The organism is Streptomyces sp. PsTaAH-137 (assembly GCF_003259365.1).
Lineage (GTDB): Bacteria > Actinomycetota > Actinomycetes > Streptomycetales > Streptomycetaceae > Streptomyces.
Genome location: NZ_QLLY01000011.1, coordinates 285,125 through 306,285, shown reverse-complemented (window position 1 = coordinate 306,285; position 21,161 = coordinate 285,125). Strand labels below are relative to the sequence as shown.

Here is a 21,161-nt window from a genome sequence, read left to right as displayed (position 1 = left end):
GACTCCGAGGGCAAGGGCACGATCGTGCTGGCCACGGTGCGCGGCGACGTCCACGACATCGGCAAGAACCTCGTCGACATCATCCTGTCGAACAACGGCTACAACGTGGTCAACCTGGGCATCAAGCAGCCGGTCTCGGCGATCCTGGACGCGGCCGAGGAGCACAAGGCCGACGTGATCGGTATGTCCGGGCTCCTGGTGAAGTCCACGGTGATCATGAAGGAGAACCTGGAGGAGCTCAACCAGCGCAAGCTGGCGGCCGACTACCCGGTCATCCTCGGCGGCGCCGCCCTCACCCGCGCCTACGTCGAGCAGGACCTGCACGAGATCTACCAGGGCGAGGTCCGCTACGCCCGTGACGCGTTCGAGGGCCTGCGCCTGATGGACGCCCTCATCGCGGTCAAGCGCGGCGTCCCCGGCGCCACCCTTCCCGAACTCAAACAGCGCCGGGTTCCGCGAAGGGACGTGGTGCTCGCCGAGCCGCGGGAGACGGGCCGCTCAGACGTCGCCACCGACAACCCGGTGCCGGAGCCGCCGTTCTGGGGCACGCGCGTCATCAAGGGCATCCAGCTCAAGGAGTACGCGTCCTGGCTCGACGAGGGCGCCCTCTTCAAGGGCCAGTGGGGGCTCAAGGGCGAGACGCTGGAGAGCGAGGGCCGGCCTCGGCTGCGGATGTGGATGGACCGGCTGCGCACCGAGAACCTGCTGGAGGCGGCCGTCGTCCACGGCTACTTCCCCTGCGTCTCCAAGGGCGACGACCTGATCATCCTGGACGACGACGGCAACGAGCGGACCCGCTTCTCCTTCCCGCGCCAGCGCCGTGGCCGCCGCCTGTGTCTGGCCGACTTCTTCCGCCCGCAGGAGTCCGGCGAGACCGACGTCGTCGGCCTCCAGGTCGTCACCGTCGGCTCGAAGATCGGTGAGGCCACCGCCGAGCTGTTCGCCGCGAACTCCTACCGCGACTACCTCGAACTGCACGGCCTGTCCGTGCAGTTGGCCGAGGCGCTCGCCGAGTACTGGCACGCCCGGGTCCGCTCCGAGCTGGGCTTCTCCGGCGAGGACCCCGCCGAGATGGAGGACATGTTCGCCCTGAAGTACCGGGGCGCCCGCTTCTCCCTCGGCTACGGCGCCTGCCCCAACCTGGAGGACCGGGCCAAGATCGCCGACCTGCTCCGGCCGGAGCGGATCGGCGTCCACCTCAGCGAGGAGTTCCAGCTCCACCCCGAACAGTCCACCGACGCCATCGTCATCCACCACCCCGAGGCGAAGTACTTCAACGCGCGGTAATCGGGAGCAGTCGTACACTGGTCCGTCCAGCGCAGGCCGGTCTCCGCAAGGGGACCGGCCTCTTCGTCCCTCATGGAGGTGTGCCCGGATGACCAGTACGGTCCCCGCACTCGGTACCCGAACGGCCGAAGGGTCCGCCCTTCAGGCCGTACTCCTCGACATGGACGGAACCCTCGTCGACACCGAAGGGTTCTGGTGGGACGCGGAATCCGCCGTCTTCGCCGGCCTGGGCCACACCCTCGACCCGGCCTGGAAGCAGGTCGTCGTCGGCGGCCCCATGACCCGCAGCGCGGGCTTCCTCATCGAGGCGACCGGCGCCGACATCTCCGTGCCCGAGGTGTCCGTGCTGCTCAACGACGCCTTCGAGCGGCGCATCGGACAGAACCTGCCGCTCATGCCGGGCGCCGCGAGACTGCTCGCCGAACTCGCCGCCCACCGGGTGCCGACCGCGCTCGTCTCCGCCTCCCACCGCCGCATCATCGACCGCGTCCTGCACTCGCTCGGCCACGCCAACTTCCGGCTCACCGTCGCCGGTGACGAGGTGGACCGCACCAAGCCGCACCCCGACCCGTATCTGATCGCCGCCGCCGGGCTCGGTGCCGCGCCGGAGCGCTGCGCCGTCATCGAGGACACCGCCACCGGAGTCGCCGCCGCCGAGGCCGCGGGCTGCCACGTCGTCGCCGTCCCGTCCGTCGCCCCCATCGAGCCGGCCCACCGGCGCACCGTCGTGGCCTCCCTCGAACACGTCAACCTGCCTTTCCTGCACGGCCTCATGACGCCCTGACAGATGGTCCGCGGTGCGGGACGTGGCGGGAAGCCGCTGAAGTACCGCACGCATCAAATGAGTTGGTTGTGTGACCTTTCCCACGTTCTCGTGGGTCGACAGGTTTGCCCGGGCGTGCTGTGTGTCCGCTTTCTGCCCGCTCGGGCGTGCCCATGTGTCCCGATTGGTAGCTCCCTGCGGCGAACCTTCCTCCTGAGGCGTTTTCGGTGCGTCCACGCCCGGTTTCGCAGCGTGATGGGTGACCGGATCGGGCACATGTGGACGCCGGGTGCAGGCGCATTAATCTCATCGCGAGAACATCGCCCCACCCCTCGTGCTCCTGTCGCCCACTCCGCGCCGGACACGAGTGGGTCAAGCTCTGGAGAACGTCGAGCATGAACCGCAAGACTCTGGTGCTGTCGGCCGTCGTCGGCCTGCTCGCCCCTACGCTGGCCGCGTGCGGAGGCTCGGACAGCGGTAGTGGTGACGACGCCATCGTGGTGGGCACGACCGACCAGTTCGAGCTGACGTCGGACCAGCCGGCCCCGTTCGACCCGGCGTACTCCTACGACGCGGGCGTGTGGAACGTGCTGCAGCAGACCCTGCAGACCCTCGTGGCCGTGCCCAAGGGCGGCGGCGACCCGGTGCCGGAGGCGGCGCAGAGCTGCGGGTTCACCGACAGCGGCAGCGAGCGCTACGCCTGCAAGCTGCGGGACGGGCTGCAGTTCTCCGACGGCACGGAGGTCACGGCCGCCGACGTGAAGTACTCGATCGACCGCGTGCGCGACATCGACAGCGACAGCGGTATCGCGGGCCTGCTCTCCACGATCGACACCATCGAGGCCGTCGGCAAGAACGAGGTCGTCTTCCACCTCAACACGCCGGACGCGACCTTCCCGTACAAGCTGACGACCCCGGCCGCCGCCCTGGTCAACCCGGCCGACTACGAGAAGAAGAAGCTGCGCGACGGCTTCGAGATCAGCGGGTCGGGCGTCTACACGCTGAAGACCGAGGTCGAGGGCAAGAAGGTCGTCAAGGCCGTCTTCACCAAGAACCCGCACTACAAGGGCCAGTTCAAGGTCAAGAGCGACACCGTCGAGATGCGCTCGATGTCCAGCGCCGAGGCGATGGAGACGGCCCTCGAAAAGGGCGACATCGACGTCATGGGCCGCACGCTGACGCCCGACCAGATCGCCAAGTACTCCTCCAAGGTGCCCGAGGGCGTCAACTTCGTCGCGACGCAGGGCCTGGAGACCAACTTCCTCGGCTTCTCGCTCAAGCAGGGCCAGGTCGGCGACAAGGCCGTCCGCCAGGCGATCGCCCAGATCGTCGACCGCGGCCAGATCGCCTCCGAGGCGTACAAGTCGACCTCCGACTCGCTGTACTCGCTGGTCCCCGCCGGCGTCGTCGGCCACGCCAACTCGTTCTTCAACCAGTACAACGACCCGGACAAGGCGAAGGCCGCCGACATCCTGCACCAGGCGGGCATCACCACGCCCGTCAAGCTGTCGCTGCACTACACCCAGGACCACTACGGCCCGGTCATGAAGAAGCAGTTCCAGCTGCTGGCCCAGCAGCTCAACGACAGCGGCCTGTTCAAGGCGGAGATCCACGAGACCAAGAAGTGGACCAAGTTCCGCACCGAGGAGCTGGCCGGCAAGTACCAGGTCTACGGCATGGGCTGGGTCGCCGACTTCCCCGACGCCGACAACTTCCTGGCGCCGTTCCTCGACAAGGACAACTTCCTCGGGTCGACGTACACCAACTCCACGATCACGCGGGACCTCATCCCCGCCTCCCGTCGTGAGTCCGACCGCGCCGCCGCGTCCAAGACGCTGAAGCGGATCCAGGACATGGTCGCCAACGACGTCCCGGTGCTGCCGCTGACCCAGAGCAAGCAGTACATCGCCGCGGGCGACGACATCACCGGCGCCGAGTGGGCCCTGTCCTCCACCTCGCTGCTCCAGCTGTGGGAGCTGGGCCGGGGCGTCAGCGGCTGATCCCCTCCCCGTACGCACATGAAGGCGGCGGCCACCGAAAGGTGGCCGCCGCCTTCATGGTGTCGTCAGGGCCTACTGGGCGCCCGGCCGGACCAGTCCGCTCTCGTACGCGTACACCGCCGCCTGCACCCGGTCGCGCAGTCCCAGCTTCGTCAGCACATGGCCGACATGGGTCTTCACCGTCGTCTCGCTCACGAACAGGTCGGCGGCGATCTCCGCGTTCGACAGCCCGCGCGCGACCAGCTTGAGCACCTCGACCTCGCGCTCGGTCAGCGTGTGCAGTGTGTCCGGCACCGGCTCGTCGCCCGACGGCAGATGGTCCGCGTACTTGTCGAGCAGGCGGCGCGTGATGCTCGGCGCCAGCATCGCCTCACCGGCGGCCACCACCCGGATCGCCTGGACCAGCTCATTGGCCGGGGCGTCCTTGAGGAGGAAGCCGCTGGCCCCCGCCTTCAGCGCCTCCACGACGTACTCGTCCAGATCGAAGGTCGTCAGCACGAGCACCTTCGCCGGGCCGTCCCGCCCCGGGCCGGTGATCTGCCGGGTCGCCTCGACCCCGTCCATCCGCGGCATCCGGATGTCCATCAGCACCACATCGGGCTGCAGCGCGCGCACCTGATCGAGCGCCTGGAGGCCGTCCCCGGCCTCACCGACGACCGCGATGTCCTGCTCGGCCTCCAGAATCATCCGGAAGCCCGTACGCAGCAGAGGCTGGTCGTCGACCAGTAGGACACGGATCGCCACGAAACACTCCTTCGGTAGTCCGGGCCCATTCTGCCCTGCTAGACCTCGCCCGACTCGGCCGCCCTGACCGACTCCTGCGCGGGCGGCGGCACGGCCGCCACGATCTGCAGCGGATAGGGCGGGGGAGTACCGCCGAATTCCGGACAGACGGCCTGGTGATCGCACCAGCCGCAGAGCTTCGTCGGCCGCGGCCGCCAGTCCCCGCTCTCCGTGGCGAGCTGGATCGCCTCCCACAGCGCGTGCAGCTTCCGCTCCACCCGCTCCAGGTCGGAGATGACCGGGTCGTACGTGATGACGTCCCCGCTCCCGAGATAGACGAGCTGCAGCCGCCGCGGCACGACCCCCTTCAGCCGCCACACCACCAGCGCGTAGAACTTCATCTGGAACAGGGCGCCCTCGGCGTACTCGGGGCGGGGCGCCTTGCCCGTCTTGTAGTCGACGATCCGCACGTCGCCGGTCGGCGCCACGTCGACCCGGTCGATGATCCCGCGCAGCCTGAGCCCCGACTCCAGCTCCGCCTCGACGAACAGCTCCCGCTCGGCGGGCTCCAGACGCGTCGGGTCCTCCAGCGTGAACCAGCGGTCGACCAGCCGCTCGGCATCCCCCAGCCAGCGGGTCATCCGCTCGCCCGCGGCACCTTCGTCGGCGTCCGCGAACAACTCGGCCAGCTCGGGCCGCGCCTCGCGCAGCCGGTCCCACTGCCCCGGGATCAGCGACTTGGCGCGCTGCGCCGTCCGCTCCAGCGCCGGGGCGTCGAAGAGCCGCTCCAGCACCGCATGGACCAGGGTGCCTCTGGTCGCCGCCTCGCTCGGCTTCTCCGGCAGCTTGTCGATCACCCGGAACCGGTACAGCAACGGGCACTGCATGAAATCGCTCGCGCGCGAGGGCGACAGCGAGGCCGGCCGCGCGGCGGGCTTTTCCGGGCCGCTCTCAGGGCCCGTCGTCGTACTGGTCTCCATGCCTCACCACGTTACGGCCCGCCACCGACAGTCAGGCACCTGCGCGCTCCACCGCGTCTTGCGTACCGTGGCCCGGGGGAGTCGGCGGGGGCCGACGGACACCGTCCGCATACCATCGACGCCAGAACGTCCCGCCCGGCGGCGGGAGACGCTCGAACGAGGGGACCGAGGGATCACCGTGGACGAGAGCGGGCAGCCGCAGTCCGGCACCGGCGAGGCGACCCCGCCCGCGGAGCACACCGGGGCGCGTCCCGCGACGGACCGGGCCGACACCATGGCCGAGCGCACAGGCTCCGGCCCGGACGACGCATCCCGGCGGGACACCGCCGGACCGGACCGGGAGGAACAGGGCCCCGGGCCCGACGCCTCGGCGACCCCCGACGAGGCGCCGACCCCCGACAAGCAACCGCACGCGACCGACGCGCAGGCGACCGGCCCCCACGACCGGCACCCCGAGCGCGCCGCCGCCACCTCCGGCCGGCGCAAGGGTCCCGCCAAGCCGCCCGAGCCCCGCGGCGGTCTGCTGATGGGCCGCCCGTTCGGCGTCCCGGTCTATGTGGCGCCCAGCTGGTTCCTCGTCGCCGCGCTCATCACCTGGGTGTTCGGCGGCCAGCTCGACCGGGTGCTGCCGGAGCTCGGCGCCGCCCGCTACCTGGTCGCCCTCTTCTTCGCCGTCGCCTTCTACGCCTCCGTGCTCGTCCACGAGCTCGCCCACACCGTCGCGGCCCTGCGCTACAAGCTTCCGGTGCGCCGGATCCGGCTGCAGTTCTTCGGCGGCGTCTCGGAGATCGAGAAGGAGTCCGAGACCCCGGGCCGCGAATTCGTGCTCGCGTTCGTCGGCCCGCTGCTCTCCCTCGTCCTCGCCGGCGTCTTCTACCTCTGTATGAAGGCGGTCGAACCGGGGACCGTGCCGGGCGTGCTGCTCGCCGGCCTGATGGTCTCGAATCTCATCGTCGCCGCGTTCAACCTGCTGCCCGGCCTGCCCCTCGACGGCGGCCGGATGCTGCGCGCCGTCGTCTGGAAGATCACCGGCAAGCCCATGAGCGGCACGATCGCCGCCGCCTGGGTCGGCCGCGCCCTCGCCATCGCCGTCCTCATCGGCCTGCCGCTGCTCACCCAGACCGACGCCCTGGGCTCGAACACGCAGGACACGAGCAGCATGGACACGGTCACCGACGCGCTCCTGGCCGCCATCCTCGCCGCGATCATCTGGACCGGCGCCGGCAACAGCCTGCGCATGGCCCGGCTGCGCGAACACCTGCCGGAGCTGCGCGCCCGCAGCCTGACCCGGCGCGCCGTCCCGGTCGAGCACACGACCCCGCTCTCCGAGGCCCTGCGCCGGGCGAACGAGGCGGGGGCCCGCGCCCTGGTCGTCGTCGACCCCGACGGCGAACCCCGCTCGATCGTCCGCGAGGCCGCCATCGTTGGCGTCCCCGAGCACCGCCGCCCCTGGGTCCCGGTCAGCGGCCTCGCCCAGGACCTCACGGACGGCATGCGCGTCTCGGCGGAGCTCGCCGGCGAGGACCTCCTCGACACCCTCCGCGCGACCCCGGCGACCGAATACCTGGTGGTCGAGGAGAACGGCGCGATCTACGGCGTCCTCTCCGCGGCCGACGTCGAGCGCGCGTTCGTCAAGGCGATGGCCCGCCCCAACTGAGAGCACCGCTCCGCGGCCGCTCCACGGTGGTCGGCGCCGCGCCCCGCGCCCGGTATTCTGGTCACATGTCCGAACCGACCGGTGCCGCCCGCCGACGCGGGCCCTTCAAGGTCGGGGACCAGGTTCAGCTGACCGACCCCAAGGGCCGCCACTACACGTTCACGCTCGAAGAGGGAAAGAACTTCCACACCCACAAGGGTTCCTTCCCGCACGACGAGCTGATCGGCGCTCCCGAGGGCAGCGTTGTCCGCACCACCGGAAACGTCGCCTATCTGGCGCTGCGCCCCCTGCTCCCCGACTATGTCCTGTCCATGCCCCGCGGCGCCGCCGTGGTCTACCCCAAGGACGCGGGGCAGATCCTGGCCTTCGCCGACATCTTCCCCGGCGCGCGCGTCGTCGAGGCGGGGGTGGGCTCCGGCTCGCTGAGCAGCTTCCTGCTCCGCGCCATCGGCGACGAGGGCATGCTGCACTCGTACGAGCGCCGCGAGGACTTCGCCGAGATCGCCAAGGGGAACGTCGAGCGCTACTTCGGCGGCCCGCACCCCGCCTGGCAGCTCACCGTCGGCGACCTCCAGGACAACCTGTCCGACGGCGACGTCGACCGCGTCATCCTGGACATGCTCGCCCCCTGGGAGTGCCTGGACGTCGTCAAGAAGGCGCTCGTCCCCGGCGGCATCCTCTGCTGCTACGTGGCCACCACCACCCAGCTGGCCCGCACCGTGGAGTCCATCCGCGAGATCGGCTGCTTCAACGAGCCGACCTCCTGGGAGTCGATGATCCGCAACTGGCACGTGGAGGGCCTCGCGGTCCGTCCCGACCACCGGATGATCGGCCACACCGGCTTCCTGCTCACCGCCCGCCGCCTCGCGGACGGCGTCGAGCCGCCCATGCGCCGCCGCCGCCCCGCCAAGGGCGCCTACGGCGAGGACTACGAGGGCCCGAACGCGGACGGCGGTGCCCGCGGCCGCTGAGCCGGGCCCGTCACCCGTACCACCGCACAACGCACCGACGCCGCCGCCGAGTTCCCCGTCCCGTACGGGAACTCGGCGGCGGCGTTCGCACGTTGACCCTCCGGCAGCACTGAGCACTGAGCACTGAGATCACCTGGGAAAACAGGCGACCCCGCCGTTCCCCTCCTGTGTGACGTATGGCACGATGCTGGCCACCCCACCGGCACAGCCCTCACAGGAGACGCTCCTAGTGCAGCAGCCCCCCCGGCCGACGCTCCCGGAACTGGCGCACACCACCACCCGTCCCATCCACTGGCTCGCCACCGCGGCGGCCCTCGCCGGCGTCGTGGCACTCTCCGGCTTCCTGCAGCCGGGCTCCGCCACCGCGGCCCAGGCGGACACCGCGTCACCCGCCGCGCACGGCGCGGCCGTCACCCCGCCCGACCCGGCGAAGGCCGACTTCCCGCTCGACTGCGGGCCGGTCGAGGTCCTCGTCCAGAAGAAGGCCACCGGAGACCTCGACGGCGACGGCCGGCCCGAGACGGTCGCGGTCGTCCGCTGCGACGCCGGCTCCGGCACCCCGCCGAACGGCGTGTACGTACTGACCCGCTCCGGCGACGGCAAGCCCCGCGTCGTCGCCACCCTCGTCGACCCGAAGGACTCCTTCACGGTCACCGGCCTCGCGGTGCGCGACGGAGCCGTCACGGCTTCCCTCGACGGCTACTCGTCGCCCGACGTGCCCCGCTACCGGCCCGACGTCCACGAGAAGGCCAAGTGGCAGTGGAAGAACGGCGCGTTCGTCCGCTCCACCCCCGCGGCCGCACAGAGCGCCTGACCTCGCGCGCGAAAGGGCCCCGCACACCCGGTGTGCGGGGCCCTTTCGCGCGCGAGGATCAGTCACTCACTCCGCGTCCGGCCCGTAGACCTCGACGCTGTCCGAAACGCGACGTACATGGATACAGTCACCCGGGCACTCCTTCGCGGACGCCACCACGTCCGTGAGGAGCGGCAGCGGCACCGGCGTGGCGGCCCCCGGCTGCTGGAGCAGCTCGTCCTCCGCGTCCTTCACATAGGCGAGCCCGTCGATGTCCAACTCGAAGACCTCGGGCGCGTACTGGGCACAGATCCCGTCGCCGGTGCACAGATCCTGGTCGATCCAGACCTCCAGCGCCTCACTGGTGTCGGTGCCGGATCCGGCCTCTTGCTGCACGGTCATGATCTCCTGCCGCTCCCTGTGTCGGGCTCTGCCGCACTGTCCGGAAACCGACTTCACAGACGCAAGTCGGGCCAGCCCTGACGGGTGTTGAACACTTCGACCCTACAACCGGCCGCTTTCCGATGTTGTTGGGTGGGTATTCCACTGGCGTGAGGGAGAGCGCAAGGGTGAAGATCGGACACACCTCGACCGTCTTTGTGATCTAGGGGTTTCAATCGACACCCGCCCAGGTAGGGTCTGGAAGCGTCCAGCTCCCCTTGGAGGAGGTGAGGACCGTGGCAGCCCACGACGACGACATCAACCGCGGCATCCGCCCGGGACGAGGGTCCGACGACCCTGCCGGACAGATTGCCTATCTCGAGCAGGAAATCGCCGTCCTGCGGCGCAAGCTCGCCGACTCTCCGCGTCATACGAGGATTCTCGAAGAGCGGATCGTCGAGTTGCAGACCAACCTGGCCGGCGTGTCCGCCCAGAACGAACGGCTCGCGAATACGCTCCGCGAGGCCCGCGACCAGATCGTGGCCCTCAAGGAGGAAGTCGACCGGCTCGCACAGCCGCCGGCCGGTTTCGGAGTCTTCCTCACCGCGAATGAGGACGGCACCGCCGACATTTTCACCGGCGGCCGCAAACTCCGCGTGAACGTGAGCCCGAGCGTCGAACTCGAAGAGCTTCGGCGCGGCCAGGAAGTAATGCTCAACGAAGCGCTCAACGTGGTCGAGGCCATGGAGTACGAGAGCGTGGGCGACATCGTCACCCTCAAGGAGATCCTTGAGGACGGCGAGCGCGCCCTCGTCACCGGGCACACCGACGAGGAGCGGGTGGTGAGGCTCGCCGAGCCTCTGCTGGACGTCACCATCCGCCCCGGCGACGCCCTTCTTCTCGAACCCCGATCCGGCTATGTCTACGAAGTCGTACCGAAGAGCGAAGTCGAGGAACTGGTCCTCGAAGAGGTCCCGGACATCGGCTACGACCAGATCGGCGGCCTGGGCAACCAGATCGAGCTGATCCGCGACGCGGTCGAGCTGCCGTACCTCTACCCGGACCTCTACCGGGAGCACGAGCTGCGGCCGCCCAAGGGCGTCCTGCTCTACGGGCCCCCCGGATGCGGCAAGACCCTCATCGCGAAGGCGGTCGCCAACTCCCTCGCCAAGAAGGTCGCCGAGGTGACCGGACAGGGCCAGGGCAAGAGCTTCTTCCTGAACATCAAGGGTCCCGAGCTTCTCAACAAGTACGTCGGTGAGACCGAGCGGCAGATCCGGCTCGTCTTCCAGCGCGCCCGTGAGAAGGCCAGCGAGGGCACCCCCGTCATCGTCTTCTTCGACGAGATGGAGTCCCTGTTCCGCACCCGTGGCTCCGGTGTCAGCTCGGACGTGGAGAACACCATCGTCCCGCAGCTGCTCGCCGAGATCGACGGTGTGGAGGGCCTGCAGAACGTCGTGGTGATCGGCGCCTCGAACCGCGAGGACATGATCGACCCCGCCATTCTGCGACCCGGCCGGCTCGATGTGAAGATCAAGATCGAGCGCCCGGACGCCGAGGCCGCGAAGGACATCTTCGGGAAGTACCTCACGGACCGCCTGCCGCTGCACACCGAGGACCTCGGCGAGCACGGCAGCGACAAGGCCGCCACGGTCCACGCCATGATCCAGACGGCTGTGGAGCACATGTACGCGGAATCCGAGGAGAACCGCTTCCTGGAAGTCACGTACGCCAATGGCGACAAGGAAGTCCTGTACTTCAAGGACTTCAACTCCGGCGCGATGATCGAGAACATCGTGGGCCGCGCCAAGAAGATGGCCATCAAGCAGTTCCTCGACCAGAACCAGAAGGGCCTCCGGGTCGCTCATCTCCTCCAGGCTTGCATCGACGAGTTCAAGGAGAACGAGGACCTGCCGAACACCACCAACCCCGACGACTGGGCCCGAATCTCCGGAAAGAAGGGCGAGCGGATCGTCTACATCCGCACGCTCGTCACCGGAAAGCAGGGCGCGGACACCGGACGCTCCATCGACACGGTGGCGAACACCGGTCAGTACCTGTAAAAAGCAGGGTGGCTGCGGGTGCCCGAACCGGGTACCCGCAGCCCACTGTTTTTCCAGGCAACCATCGGGCCACCACCACGCGACCGCCCGCCCGACGTCGGAGCAAAGCAATGACGCAAATGATCTCCCCACCAGCGCAAAGGCGTTCTAGGCTCTTCTCTGCCGCCGAGTCGCGCCGTGCGGGGACGGGCACCGCACACGCACCGGAGAACCAGCGGTACTTGAGCGCCGCCCCCGACCGAGGGCGCCGCCGGGCAAGGAGGGCCGCATGACCGTACGGCGAGTAATGGGCATCGAGACCGAGTACGGAATCTCCGTGCCCGGCCACCCCAACGCCAATGCCATGCTCACCTCGTCCCAGATCGTCAACGCCTACGCCGCGGCGATGCACCGGGCCCGCCGGGCCCGCTGGGACTTCGAGGAGGAGAACCCGCTGCGCGACGCCCGAGGCTTCGACCTCGCGCGGGAGGCCGCCGACTCCAGTCAGCTCACCGACGAGGACATCGGCCTGGCCAATGTCATCCTCACCAACGGCGCGCGGCTCTACGTGGACCACGCGCACCCCGAATACAGCTCCCCGGAGATCACCAATCCCCGGGACGCCGTCCTGTGGGACAAGGCCGGCGAGCGCATCATGGCCGAGGCCGCGGAGCGGGCCGCCCAGTTGCCCGGGGCGCAGCCCATCCACCTCTACAAGAACAACACCGACAACAAGGGCGCCTCCTACGGGACGCACGAGAACTACCTGATGAAGCGGGAGACCCCCTTCTCGGACATCGTGCGGCACCTGACGCCCTTCTTCGTCTCCCGCCAGGTGGTCACCGGCGCCGGCCGCGTCGGCATCGGTCAGGACGGCCACGAGCACGGGTTCCAGATCAGCCAGCGCTCCGACTACTTCGAGGTCGAGGTCGGCCTGGAGACGACGCTCAAGCGGCCCATCATCAACACGCGCGACGAGCCGCACTCGGATGCCGAGAAGTACCGGCGCCTGCACGTGATCATCGGCGACGCGAACCTCTCCGAGATCTCGACCTACCTGAAGCTCGGCACGACGGCCCTGGTCCTGTCCATGATCGAGGACGGGTTCATCGCCGTGGACCTGGCGGTGGACCAGCCCGTCCGCACCCTCCACCAGGTCTCGCACGACCCCACCCTCCAGCACCTGATCACCCTGCGCAGCGGCCGCACCCTCACCGCGGTACAGCTCCAGATGGAGTACTACGAGCTGGCCAGGAAATATGTCGAGGAGCGCTTCGGCGCGGACGCCGACGAGCAGACCAAGGACGTGCTGTCCCGCTGGGAGGACGTCCTCGGCCGCCTGGAGACCGACCCGATGAGCCTCTCCGGCGAGCTGGACTGGGTCACCAAGCGGGAGCTGATGGAGGGCTACCGGCGCCGGGACGGCCTCGACTGGGACGCGGCCAAGCTGCACCTCCTCGACCTTCAGTACGCCGACGTACGCGCCGAGAAGGGCCTGTACAACCGTCTGGCGGCCCGGGGCAAGATGAAGCGCCTCCTGGACGAGGCGGAGGTCGAGCGGGCCCGTACGCAGCCTCCGGAGGACACCCGGGCGTACTTCCGGGGGCGCTGCCTGGAGCAGTACGCGGACGACGTCGCCGCGGCCTCCTGGGACTCGGTCATCTTCGACCTGCCCGGCCGGGACTCGCTCCAGCGCGTCCCAACCCTCGAACCCCTTCGCGGTACGCGTAATCACGTGAAGGAGCTCCTTGACCGGTGCCGGACGGCCGAGGATCTGGTCCGGGTCCTGTCCGGCGGCTGATCCGCGGCTGAAATCCCGGGTGAAGGGGAATCACAGAGGTGGGCCCCGCATTGGACGAAGTGCGGGGCCGATGTCAGAGCCGACAAGTAGGGTTCTGATCACGAACGACCTGTATCTCGAACCGAGCGGGGTGAGCTGAGATGGCGACCAAGGACACCGGCGGCGGGCAGCAGAAGGCGACGCGTTCCACCGAGGAGGTCGAGGAGCAGGCGACTGACGCGCAGGCTTCCGAGGACCTCAAGGAGCGCCAGGAGAAGCTGAGCGACGACGTCGACTCGGTTCTGGACGAGATCGACGACGTCCTGGAGGAGAACGCCGAGGACTTCGTCCGTTCGTTCGTTCAGAAGGGTGGACAGTAGTCCACGGATGTGAACGACCGGATGTGAACGACATCTCCTGGTGGCAGTGAGGGGCGGCAGGACTCCTGTGCGTCCTGCGCCCTCGAAAAGACCATGTGGATCACTGCCCCAAGACGGGTAGGGTCCGGGGCACAACGTGCTTCAACTGCAATTCGGCCATCGGTACGTTGGGAGACGATCCCGACGCTGCACGGAGGCTCGCCGCTTACTTGGAAGGAAACGTGTGGAAGCCAACCCTCGTAGCACCGGGCGTCTACCAGCAGCCTTCCTGACGCCTGGGTCGTCGTCCTTCATGGACTTCCTGTCCGAGCATCAGCCCGAAATGCTGCCGGGCAACCGGCAGTTGCCGCCGACGCAGGGTGTCATCGAGGCCCCGCACGGCACGACCATCGTCTCCGTCACCTTCCCCGGCGGCGTGGTGCTCGCCGGTGACCGCCGGGCCACGATGGGGAACGTCATCGCGCAGCGCGACATCGAGAAGGTCTTCCCGGCCGACGAGTACTCGGCCGTCGGCATCGCCGGCACCGCCGGTCTCGCCGTCGAGATGGTCAAGCTCTTCCAGCTGGAGCTGGAGCACTTCGAGAAGGTCGAGGGCGCCCAGCTGTCGCTGGAGGGCAAGGCCAACAGGCTGTCGACCATGATCCGGTCGAACCTGGGCATGGCCATGCAGGGACTCGCTGTCGTGCCGCTGTTCGCCGGATACGACGTGGACCGCGAGAAGGGCCGCATCTTCTCGTACGACGTCACCGGCGGCCGGAGTGAGGAGCACGGATTCGCCGCGACCGGTTCCGGTTCGGTGTTCGCGCGGGGAGCGATGAAGAAGCTCTACCGCGGCGATCTGACGGAGGAGCAGGCGACGACGCTGGTCGTGCAGGCGCTGTACGACGCGGCGGACGACGACTCGGCGACGGGCGGCCCCGACATGGCGCGGCGGATCTTCCCGATCGTCACAGTGATCACGGACGACGGATTCCGCCGGCTCACCGACGACGAGTCGTCGGAGATCGCCCGGTCGATCCTGGAGCGGCGTCTCGAGCAGCCGGACGGCCCCCGCGCCGCCCTGCTGTGAGCCGCCCCCTCTTTGTTGCTGCCTACTCACCGAGTCACTGACAGGAAGGGACGGATAGCCGGTGTCGACGCCGTTCTATGTCTCACCCCAGCAGGCGATGGCCGACCGCGCGGAGTACGCGCGCAAGGGCATCGCCCGCGGTCGCAGCCTGGTCGTGCTGCAGTACGCCGACGGCATCGTGTTCGTCGGCGAGAACCCGTCCCGTGCGCTGCACAAGTTCAGCGAGATCTACGATCGGATCGGCTTCGCGGCCGCCGGCAAGTACAACGAGTACGAGAACCTGCGGATCGGCGGTGTGCGCTACGCGGACCTGCGCGGCTACACCTACGACCGGGACGACGTGACCGCACGCGGCCTGGCGAACGTGTACGCGCAGACGCTGGGCACCATCTTCTCCAGCGCAGGCGAGAAGCCGTACGAGGTGGAGCTGGTCGTCGCCGAGGTGGGGGAGACCCCCGAGGGCGACCAGATCTACCGGCTTCCGCACGACGGCTCGATCGTCGACGAGCACGGCTCGGTCGCGGTCGGGGGCAACGCGGAGCAGATCAGCACCTTCCTCGACCAGCGGCACCAGGACGGCATGACGCTGTCCGAGGCGCTGAAGCTGGCCGTCCAGGCGCTGTCGCGGGACACCAATGGGAGCGAGCGGGAGATCCCCGCCGAGCGCCTCGAGGTGGCGGTCCTGGACCGTACGCGGCCGCAGCAGCGGAAGTTCAAGCGGATCCCGGGGCGTCAGCTGTCGAAGCTGCTCAGCGCCGAGGGAGCCGCCGCCACCACGGAGGCGGAGTCGGAAGCCGTCTCGGACGAGAGCCCGTCCGACGACTAGGACGACACGAGCACGTGTGCCCCGGCCGGTTCGACAACCGGCCGGGGCACACGTGTGTCAGGAGCCGGAGGGTGCCGGGCCGGTCGAACCGCGCACGACCAGCTCGACGGGGAGCGGGGCGGTCTCGGGCGTCCGGCCGTCGAGCACGGCGAGGAGCGCCGCCATGCCCCGCTCGCCGAACGCCTCCGCGGGCAGCCGCACGGTGGTGAGTTCGGGCTCGATCGCCGTCGCCAGCGACAGGTCGTCGAAACCCGTGACGGAGAGGTCGTCGGGGATAAGCAGGCCCGCGCGGCGGGCGGCCTTGTAGGCACCGGCGGCGAGTTTGTCGTCGTCGCACACCACGGCGGTGGGCCGGACCGGACCCAGGTCTCCCAGCGCCCGGTCCATCACCGTGACGGCGTCCTCGACCGTCAGCGCGGAGCGGACCGTCCGGACGGTCGTACCGGGCACCCGGGCGGTGCGGGCGGTCAGTTCGTCAGCACGGACGTCGAAGGTCCAGGAGTCGACGGCCGAGGCGAGATGCAGGAAGTGCCGGTGGCCGTGGGCGAGCAGATGGTCGGTGATCCGGCGCATCCCGTCGGCGAGATCGAGGTTGACGGTGGTCGCGCCGGGGGCGCCGGCCGGATCGCTGTCGAGCATCACGAGCGGCAGGTCGTCGCCGCGCAGCGCGGTGACGGCACCGGCGGCCATGGACGAGGCGAGGATGCCGTCGAGGGCGGCGCGGGCGCTGGGGAACGGATCGCGGGCCGGGCCAACGCCGTCGGGGGAGGGGTAGAGGACCACGCCGAAGTCGTGCCGGGCCGCGACACGGGCGGCGCCGGTGTAGACGCCCGCGAAGAACTCGTTGGTGAGCGCGGGCACGACGAGGAGCGCGGTACGGGTGCGGCCGAGGCGGAGGTTGCGGGCCGCGAGGTTGGGCCGGTAGCCGAGCCGGTGCGCGGCGGCGCGGACACGCTCGGCGGTGGTCTCGGCGACCCGGCCGCGCCACTTGTCGCCCAGGACGAGGGAGACGGCGGCCTGCGAGACACCCGCCGCCCGTGCCACGTCCCGGCTGGTGGGGCGGGAGCCGCCCGCTCCGGCCGCCGCCGCGTCGGTGCCGCTGGTCACTGGTGCCTCCGTGCGTCTGATGCCGTGGTGCGGTGGTTCTGGGGTTGTCGACGTTAGCGGGTGGCCCTTGTCGCAGCGTACGTGGTACGTATGACGGCGCGACGTTATACGTAACACTTCCCGGACGTCGCCGATGACGTCGAGGACAGGGTGGGGCGATGGCCGCGGGTTATGCGGAGATCCTCAGAGCACGGCACGCGATGCGGCTGCTCACGGGGACGCTGGTGGGCAGGCTGCCCAATGCCACGGCGGCGATCGCCATCGTGCTGTTCATCCGGGACGAGGGCGGCACGTACAGCCTGGCGGGCGCTCTCGCCGCGGTCTACGGAGTGGCGAACGCGATCGGCCAGCCGGTCCTCGGCCGCCTCGTGGACCTGCGCGGACAGCCGAAGGTGCAGCTCCCCGCGGCCGTGCTGTCCGGCCTGGCCATGACCGTCTTCGCGTTCGCGGGGACCGGCTCGCTGCCGCTCGCGTACGCGGCCGTGGCCGCCGCCGGGCTGTTCACCCCGCCGCTGGAGGGCGGCCTGCGGGCGCTGTGGCCGACCGTGCTGCCGCGCGAGGAGCAGGTGCACACGGCGTACGCGATGGACGCGATCGCCCAGGAAGTGATGTTCACCGTCGGCCCGTTGCTGGTGACGGTGTGCGTGTCGCTGTGGTCGGCGCAGGCCGCCCTGATCGTCCTGAACGTCATCGGGGTGCTCGGCGCCCTGTCGGTGGTCGTGTCCAAGCCGTCCCGCGCCTGGCGTTCCGCGCCGCGCGAGGCGCACTGGCTGGGGGCGCTGCGCTCCCCGGGCCTGCTGGTGCTGCTCGCCGCGTTCCTGTTCATCGGGCTCGCGCTCGGCTCGATCACCGTCGCCGGGGTCAGTTACGCGGACGGCAACGGCGGGGACGCCACGTACGGCTGGATGATGGCGGCGCTCGGGCTCGGCGCGCTCGTCGGCGGCACGGTCTATGGCGCCCGGCAGTGGGGTGGCGCCCCGGAGGCGCGGCTGCGGTGGCTGGTGGCCCTGCTCGCCCTGTTCTACGTGCCGCTGGTGCTGATGCCGGGACCGGTGGGGATGGTGGCGCTGAGCGCGGTGGCGGGCGTCTTCCTCGCGCCGTCGATCGCCTGCGCGTTCATCGTCGTGGACCGGCACGCCCCGCGGGGGACGGTGACGGAGGCGTTCTCCTGGCTCGTGACGACATTCACGGTGGGCGCGAGCGTGGGCACGGCCGTCGCGGGGCCGGTCGTCGAGTGGGGCGGCACCCGCTGGGGCTTCGCCGTGCCGGCGGTGACCGGGGCCGTGGCGCTGCTCGTTCTGCTGGCCACGGGCGGGGTCCTCACGGCACCGCGCACATCCGGGCGTGTCGCGCTCTCGTCGGAAAATGATCCAAACCGTGCCGTCGAACCCCGTTTCAGCTCGGGGGATCGGGCGTAATGTTCAGTCATGGACCGCCGCATTTTCGGGCTGGAGAACGAGTACGGCGTCACATGTACGTTCAGGGGACAGCGCCGTCTGTCACCTGACGAGGTGGCGCGGTACCTCTTCCGCCGTGTCGTGTCATGGGGCCGCAGCAGCAATGTCTTTCTGCGGAACGGCGCCCGCCTCTATCTGGACGTGGGATCGCATCCGGAATACGCAACTCCCGAATGTGACAACGTGACCGAGCTGGTCACCCACGACAAAGCAGGCGAGCGCATTCTCGAAGGCTTGCTCGTCGACGCAGAGCGCCGTCTGCACGAGGAGGGCATCGCAGGCGACGTATACCTGTTCAAGAACAACACCGACTCGGCCGGCAACTCCTACGGCTGCCACGAGAATTACCTGGTGGCGCGGCACGGGGAGTTCTCCCGACTCGCGGACATTCTCATTCCGTTCCTGGTCACGCGTCAGCTGCTGTGCGGCGCGGGCAAGGTGCTGCAGACTCCGCGCGGTGCCGTGTACTGCGTGAGCCAGCGCGCCGAGCACATCTGGGAGGGCGTCAGCTCTGCGACGACCCGCTCCCGGCCGATCATCAACACCCGCGACGAGCCGCACGCGGACGCCGAGCGCTACCGCAGGCTGCACGTCATCGTCGGCGACTCGAACATGTCCGAGACGACCATGCTCCTCAAGGTCGGCGCCACCGACCTCGTGCTGCGCATGATCGAGGCGGGCACGGTGATGCGCGACCTGACCCTGGAGAACCCGATCCGGGCCATCCGCGAGGTCAGCCACGACATCACGGGCCGCCGCAAGGTCCGCCTCGCCAGCGGCCGCGAGGCCTCCGCCCTGGAGGTCCAGCGCGAGTACTACGAGAAGGCCGTCGACTTCGTGGAGCGCCGGGGCATCCGCACCGGCACCGTCGACCAGGTCCTGGAGCTGTGGGGCCGCACGCTCGACGCGATCGAGGCGGAGGACCTCGACCGCATCGGCACCGAGATCGACTGGGTCATGAAGTACAAGCTCATCGAGCGGTACCGGGCCAAGCACAACATGACCATGTCGCACCCGAGGGTCGCGCAGATAGACCTCGCCTACCACGACATCCACCGCCGTCGTGGGCTCTACTACCTCCTGGAGAAGAAGGGCCAGGCCACGAGGATCTGCAACGACCTGAAGATCTTCGAGGGCAAGTCGGTGCCGCCGCAGACCACGCGCGCGCGGCTGCGCGGCGACTTCATCCGCCGGGCCCAGGAGCAGCGCCGTGACTTCACGGTCGACTGGGTGCACCTGAAGCTGAACGACCAGGCGCAGCGCACGGTGCTGTGCAAGGACCCGTTCCGCAGCGTGGACGACCGGGTGGAGAAGCTGATCGCGGGCATGTAGGTGACCGGTCGCACACGCGGCCGATCCGGCTCAGGGCCTCGTACGAATCATTCGTACGAGGCCCTTCCGCGCCCTCTGAAACGGTGAGTGAGGGCCTAGAGTGGCCGGACCCCATCCGAGCGATTTGAGGATCCCTGTGCGACGCCGACTTGCAGCTCTACTGATCGTGCCGGCACTGGCGCTGACCGCGACCGCCTGTGGCGGCGACGACGGCAAGAAGGACGCGGCGGACAAGGCGGACTCGTCCTCGCAGTCCACCGCCGTGCCCAAGCCGGTGGACACCGCGGACCCGATGCCGAAGGTCTCGGGCGCGTACGGCAAGACGGCGACGATCACGATGCCGAAGGCCGACCCGAGCGACAAGTTCGTCGTGCACACCGTCTCCGAGGGCAGCGGCGCCACGGTGAAGAAGAACGACCTGGTGTCGTTCAACTACACGGGCAAGATCTGGAAGGGCGCCAAGGACCTCGGCTCCACCTACGGCGCGAAGGGCGGCGGCGACCAGCTCGTCACCGCGGGCGCCGCCGGCCAGTTCCCGGCGTTCGCCGACGCCGTCGTCGGCCAGAAGGAGGGCAGCCGCGTCCTCGTCGTGGCCCCGCCGGCCGCGGGCTTCGGCAGCCAGGGCAACCCGCAGTTCGGGGTCTCCGCCAAGGACACGCTGGTCTTCGCCGTGGACGTCAAGAAGGTGGAGCCCAAGAAGGTCGAGGGCACCCAGGCCGCCATCCCGTCGAACCTGCCGCAGATCAAGGCCGACGAGGAAGCGCCGGCCACGATCTCCGTGCCGAAGAACGACCCGCCGAAGAAGCTCGTCGACCAGGTCCTGATCAAGGGCAAGGGCGCCGAGATCAAGAGCGGCCAGAGCGTCAGCATGCAGTACAGCGGTGCGGCGTGGAAGCTGAACGAGGGCAAGGCGAAGGCCACCCTGTTCGACTCCTCCTGGAACCGCGGCGGCCAGCCGTTCACCACGACCATCGGCCAGGGCCAGGTCATCAAGGGCTGGGACACGGGCATCGTCGGCAAGCACGTCGGTGACCGGGTGCTCCTGGTGATCCCCGCCGACCAGGCCTACGGAGCCAAGGACCAGGGCAAGACCCTGCCGGCCAACTCGACGCTGGTCTTCGTCGTCGACATCCTCTCGGCGCACTGACCCGCCCTTCGATGGCAGACTGACCCGGTTGCCCAACAGCCAACAAGCAGGAGCAATTCACGTGAGCATCGACAAGCCCGAGGTCGACTTCCCCGTAGGCGAGCCGCCGGCGGACCTCCAGATCAAGGACCTCTGGGAGGGCGAGGGCACCGAGGCGAAGGCGGGCGACACCGTCTCCGTCCACTACGTGGGCGTGGCCTTCTCGTCCGGCGAGGAGTTCGACGCCTCCTGGAACCGCGGCACCCCGCTGCAGTTCCAGCTCGGTGCCGGCCAGGTCATCGCCGGCTGGGACCAGGGCGTCCAGGGCATGAAGGTCGGCGGCCGTCGCGAGCTGACCATCCCCGCCCACCTCGCCTACGGCGACCGTGGCGCCGGCGGCGGCCGGATCGCCCCGGGCGAGACGCTGATCTTCGTCTGCGACCTCGTCGCCGTCTGAGTCGGTCACCCGACGACCACAAGCGGTCAT

At 69.4% G+C, this 21,161-nt stretch carries 20 protein-coding genes; 16 read left to right on the top strand and 4 right to left on the bottom strand.

Features of this window, described 5'->3' with window-relative positions; translation table 11 throughout:
- From K377_RS25440 to K377_RS25430, 3 genes are all read left to right on the top strand, one after another.
- On the top strand, nucleotides 1-1,287 hold a 1,287-nt coding region (locus K377_RS25440), incomplete at its 5' end, for a vitamin B12 dependent-methionine synthase activation domain-containing protein (protein ID WP_181512640.1).
- 88 nt (nucleotides 1,288-1,375) lie between these two features.
- A complete protein-coding gene (locus tag K377_RS25435) occupies nucleotides 1,376-2,071 on the top strand; it encodes an HAD family phosphatase (RefSeq protein WP_111665815.1) in 696 nt (231 codons plus the stop codon).
- Nucleotides 2,072-2,445: 374 nt separating this feature from the next.
- Nucleotides 2,446-4,050: an ABC transporter substrate-binding protein gene (locus tag K377_RS25430; RefSeq protein ID WP_111665814.1), complete on the top strand. Its 1,605-nt coding sequence runs from the start codon at nucleotides 2,446-2,448 to the stop codon at nucleotides 4,048-4,050.
- A gap of 72 nt (nucleotides 4,051-4,122) precedes the next feature.
- Here the strand turns inward: K377_RS25430 and K377_RS25425 are convergent, their stop codons facing one another.
- Nucleotides 4,123-4,794 carry a response regulator transcription factor gene (locus K377_RS25425; protein ID WP_111665813.1) on the bottom strand — a complete coding sequence of 224 codons (672 nt, stop codon included), beginning with the start codon at nucleotides 4,792-4,794 and terminating at the stop codon, nucleotides 4,123-4,125.
- Between the two features lie 38 nt (nucleotides 4,795-4,832).
- Nucleotides 4,833-5,753 carry a PD-(D/E)XK nuclease family protein gene (locus K377_RS25420; protein ID WP_111665812.1) on the bottom strand — a complete coding sequence of 307 codons (921 nt, stop codon included), beginning with the start codon at nucleotides 5,751-5,753 and terminating at the stop codon, nucleotides 4,833-4,835.
- Between the two features lie 178 nt (nucleotides 5,754-5,931).
- Between K377_RS25420 and K377_RS25415 the strand changes: the two genes are divergently transcribed.
- The 3 genes from K377_RS25415 (at nucleotide 5,932) to K377_RS25405 (ending at nucleotide 9,195) form a co-directional block, all read left to right on the top strand.
- Nucleotides 5,932-7,410 carry a site-2 protease family protein gene (locus K377_RS25415; RefSeq protein WP_111665811.1) on the top strand — a complete coding sequence of 493 codons (1,479 nt, stop codon included), beginning with the start codon at nucleotides 5,932-5,934 and terminating at the stop codon, nucleotides 7,408-7,410.
- Nucleotides 7,411-7,475: 65 nt separating this feature from the next.
- Entirely contained in the window at nucleotides 7,476-8,381 is a 906-nt protein-coding gene (locus tag K377_RS25410; RefSeq protein WP_111665810.1) for a tRNA (adenine-N1)-methyltransferase, read from the top strand.
- Nucleotides 8,382-8,565: 184 nt separating this feature from the next.
- Entirely contained in the window at nucleotides 8,566-9,195 is a 630-nt protein-coding gene (locus tag K377_RS25405) for a hypothetical protein (protein WP_237551405.1), read from the top strand.
- A 66-nt stretch (nucleotides 9,196-9,261) separates the two neighbouring features.
- On the opposite strand, the gene K377_RS25400 is transcribed toward K377_RS25405, so the two are convergent.
- Nucleotides 9,262-9,576 (bottom strand): ferredoxin, encoded by a 315-nt coding sequence (locus tag K377_RS25400; RefSeq protein ID WP_111665808.1) that lies wholly within the window; start codon nucleotides 9,574-9,576, stop codon nucleotides 9,262-9,264.
- A gap of 275 nt (nucleotides 9,577-9,851) precedes the next feature.
- Here K377_RS25400 and arc point away from each other — a divergent pair, with 275 nt between their 5' ends.
- From arc to prcA, 6 genes are all read left to right on the top strand, one after another.
- Nucleotides 9,852-11,618 carry a proteasome ATPase gene (gene arc / locus K377_RS25390; protein ID WP_111665806.1) on the top strand — a complete coding sequence of 589 codons (1,767 nt, stop codon included), beginning with the start codon at nucleotides 9,852-9,854 and terminating at the stop codon, nucleotides 11,616-11,618.
- A 268-nt stretch (nucleotides 11,619-11,886) separates the two neighbouring features.
- Nucleotides 11,887-13,398 (top strand): depupylase/deamidase Dop, encoded by a 1,512-nt coding sequence (gene dop / locus K377_RS25385; RefSeq protein ID WP_181512639.1) that lies wholly within the window; start codon nucleotides 11,887-11,889, stop codon nucleotides 13,396-13,398.
- Nucleotides 13,399-13,538: 140 nt separating this feature from the next.
- Nucleotides 13,539-13,757: a ubiquitin-like protein Pup gene (locus K377_RS25380; RefSeq protein ID WP_111665804.1), complete on the top strand. Its 219-nt coding sequence runs from the start codon at nucleotides 13,539-13,541 to the stop codon at nucleotides 13,755-13,757.
- A 95-nt stretch (nucleotides 13,758-13,852) separates the two neighbouring features.
- A complete protein-coding gene (locus K377_RS25375) occupies nucleotides 13,853-14,029 on the top strand; it encodes an endonuclease domain-containing protein (protein ID WP_375605953.1) in 177 nt (58 codons plus the stop codon).
- A complete protein-coding gene (prcB, locus tag K377_RS25370) occupies nucleotides 13,981-14,826 on the top strand; it encodes a proteasome subunit beta (RefSeq protein WP_111665802.1) in 846 nt (281 codons plus the stop codon). Before K377_RS25375 ends, prcB begins: the two co-directional genes overlap by 49 nt.
- 61 nt (nucleotides 14,827-14,887) lie before the next feature.
- Entirely contained in the window at nucleotides 14,888-15,652 is a 765-nt protein-coding gene (gene prcA / locus K377_RS25365) for a proteasome subunit alpha (RefSeq protein WP_111665801.1), read from the top strand.
- 57 nt (nucleotides 15,653-15,709) lie between these two features.
- Here prcA and K377_RS25360 read toward each other — a convergent pair whose 3' ends face one another.
- Nucleotides 15,710-16,759: a LacI family DNA-binding transcriptional regulator gene (locus K377_RS25360; RefSeq protein WP_111665800.1), complete on the bottom strand. Its 1,050-nt coding sequence runs from the start codon at nucleotides 16,757-16,759 to the stop codon at nucleotides 15,710-15,712.
- 158 nt (nucleotides 16,760-16,917) lie between these two features.
- Here K377_RS25360 and K377_RS25355 point away from each other — a divergent pair, with 158 nt between their 5' ends.
- The 4 genes from K377_RS25355 to K377_RS25340 all read left to right on the top strand — a co-directional run bounded on the left by K377_RS25355 (nucleotide 16,918) and on the right by K377_RS25340 (nucleotide 21,131).
- Nucleotides 16,918-18,177 (top strand): MFS transporter, encoded by a 1,260-nt coding sequence (locus K377_RS25355; RefSeq protein ID WP_111665799.1) that lies wholly within the window; start codon nucleotides 16,918-16,920, stop codon nucleotides 18,175-18,177.
- A gap of 9 nt (nucleotides 18,178-18,186) precedes the next feature.
- Nucleotides 18,187-19,548, top strand: a complete 1,362-nt coding sequence (pafA, locus tag K377_RS25350) for a Pup--protein ligase (protein WP_026246688.1) — start codon at nucleotides 18,187-18,189, stop codon at nucleotides 19,546-19,548.
- A 136-nt stretch (nucleotides 19,549-19,684) separates the two neighbouring features.
- Nucleotides 19,685-20,695, top strand: coding sequence for an FKBP-type peptidyl-prolyl cis-trans isomerase (locus K377_RS25345; protein ID WP_111665798.1), 1,011 nt, complete (start codon nucleotides 19,685-19,687; stop codon nucleotides 20,693-20,695).
- Between the two features lie 61 nt (nucleotides 20,696-20,756).
- A complete protein-coding gene (locus tag K377_RS25340) occupies nucleotides 20,757-21,131 on the top strand; it encodes an FKBP-type peptidyl-prolyl cis-trans isomerase (RefSeq protein WP_111665797.1) in 375 nt (124 codons plus the stop codon).
- Nucleotides 21,132-21,161 lie beyond the last annotated feature (30 nt).

Coding starts and splice junctions, on each gene's coding strand:
- K377_RS25410 (WP_111665810.1), top strand. CDS start 7,476: ATGTCCGAACCGACCGGTGCCGCCCGCCGACGCGGGCCCTTCAAGGTC.
- K377_RS25420 (WP_111665812.1), bottom strand. CDS start 5,753: ATGGAGACCAGTACGACGACGGGCCCTGAGAGCGGCCCGGAAAAGCCC.
- pafA (WP_026246688.1), top strand. CDS start 18,187: ATGGACCGCCGCATTTTCGGGCTGGAGAACGAGTACGGCGTCACATGT.
- K377_RS25435 (WP_111665815.1), top strand. CDS start 1,376: ATGACCAGTACGGTCCCCGCACTCGGTACCCGAACGGCCGAAGGGTCC.
- dop (WP_181512639.1), top strand. CDS start 11,887: ATGACCGTACGGCGAGTAATGGGCATCGAGACCGAGTACGGAATCTCC.
- K377_RS25355 (WP_111665799.1), top strand. CDS start 16,918: ATGGCCGCGGGTTATGCGGAGATCCTCAGAGCACGGCACGCGATGCGG.
- K377_RS25405 (WP_237551405.1), top strand. CDS start 8,566: ATGCTGGCCACCCCACCGGCACAGCCCTCACAGGAGACGCTCCTAGTG.
- K377_RS25380 (WP_111665804.1), top strand. CDS start 13,539: ATGGCGACCAAGGACACCGGCGGCGGGCAGCAGAAGGCGACGCGTTCC.
- K377_RS25430 (WP_111665814.1), top strand. CDS start 2,446: ATGAACCGCAAGACTCTGGTGCTGTCGGCCGTCGTCGGCCTGCTCGCC.
- K377_RS25400 (WP_111665808.1), bottom strand. CDS start 9,576: ATGACCGTGCAGCAAGAGGCCGGATCCGGCACCGACACCAGTGAGGCG.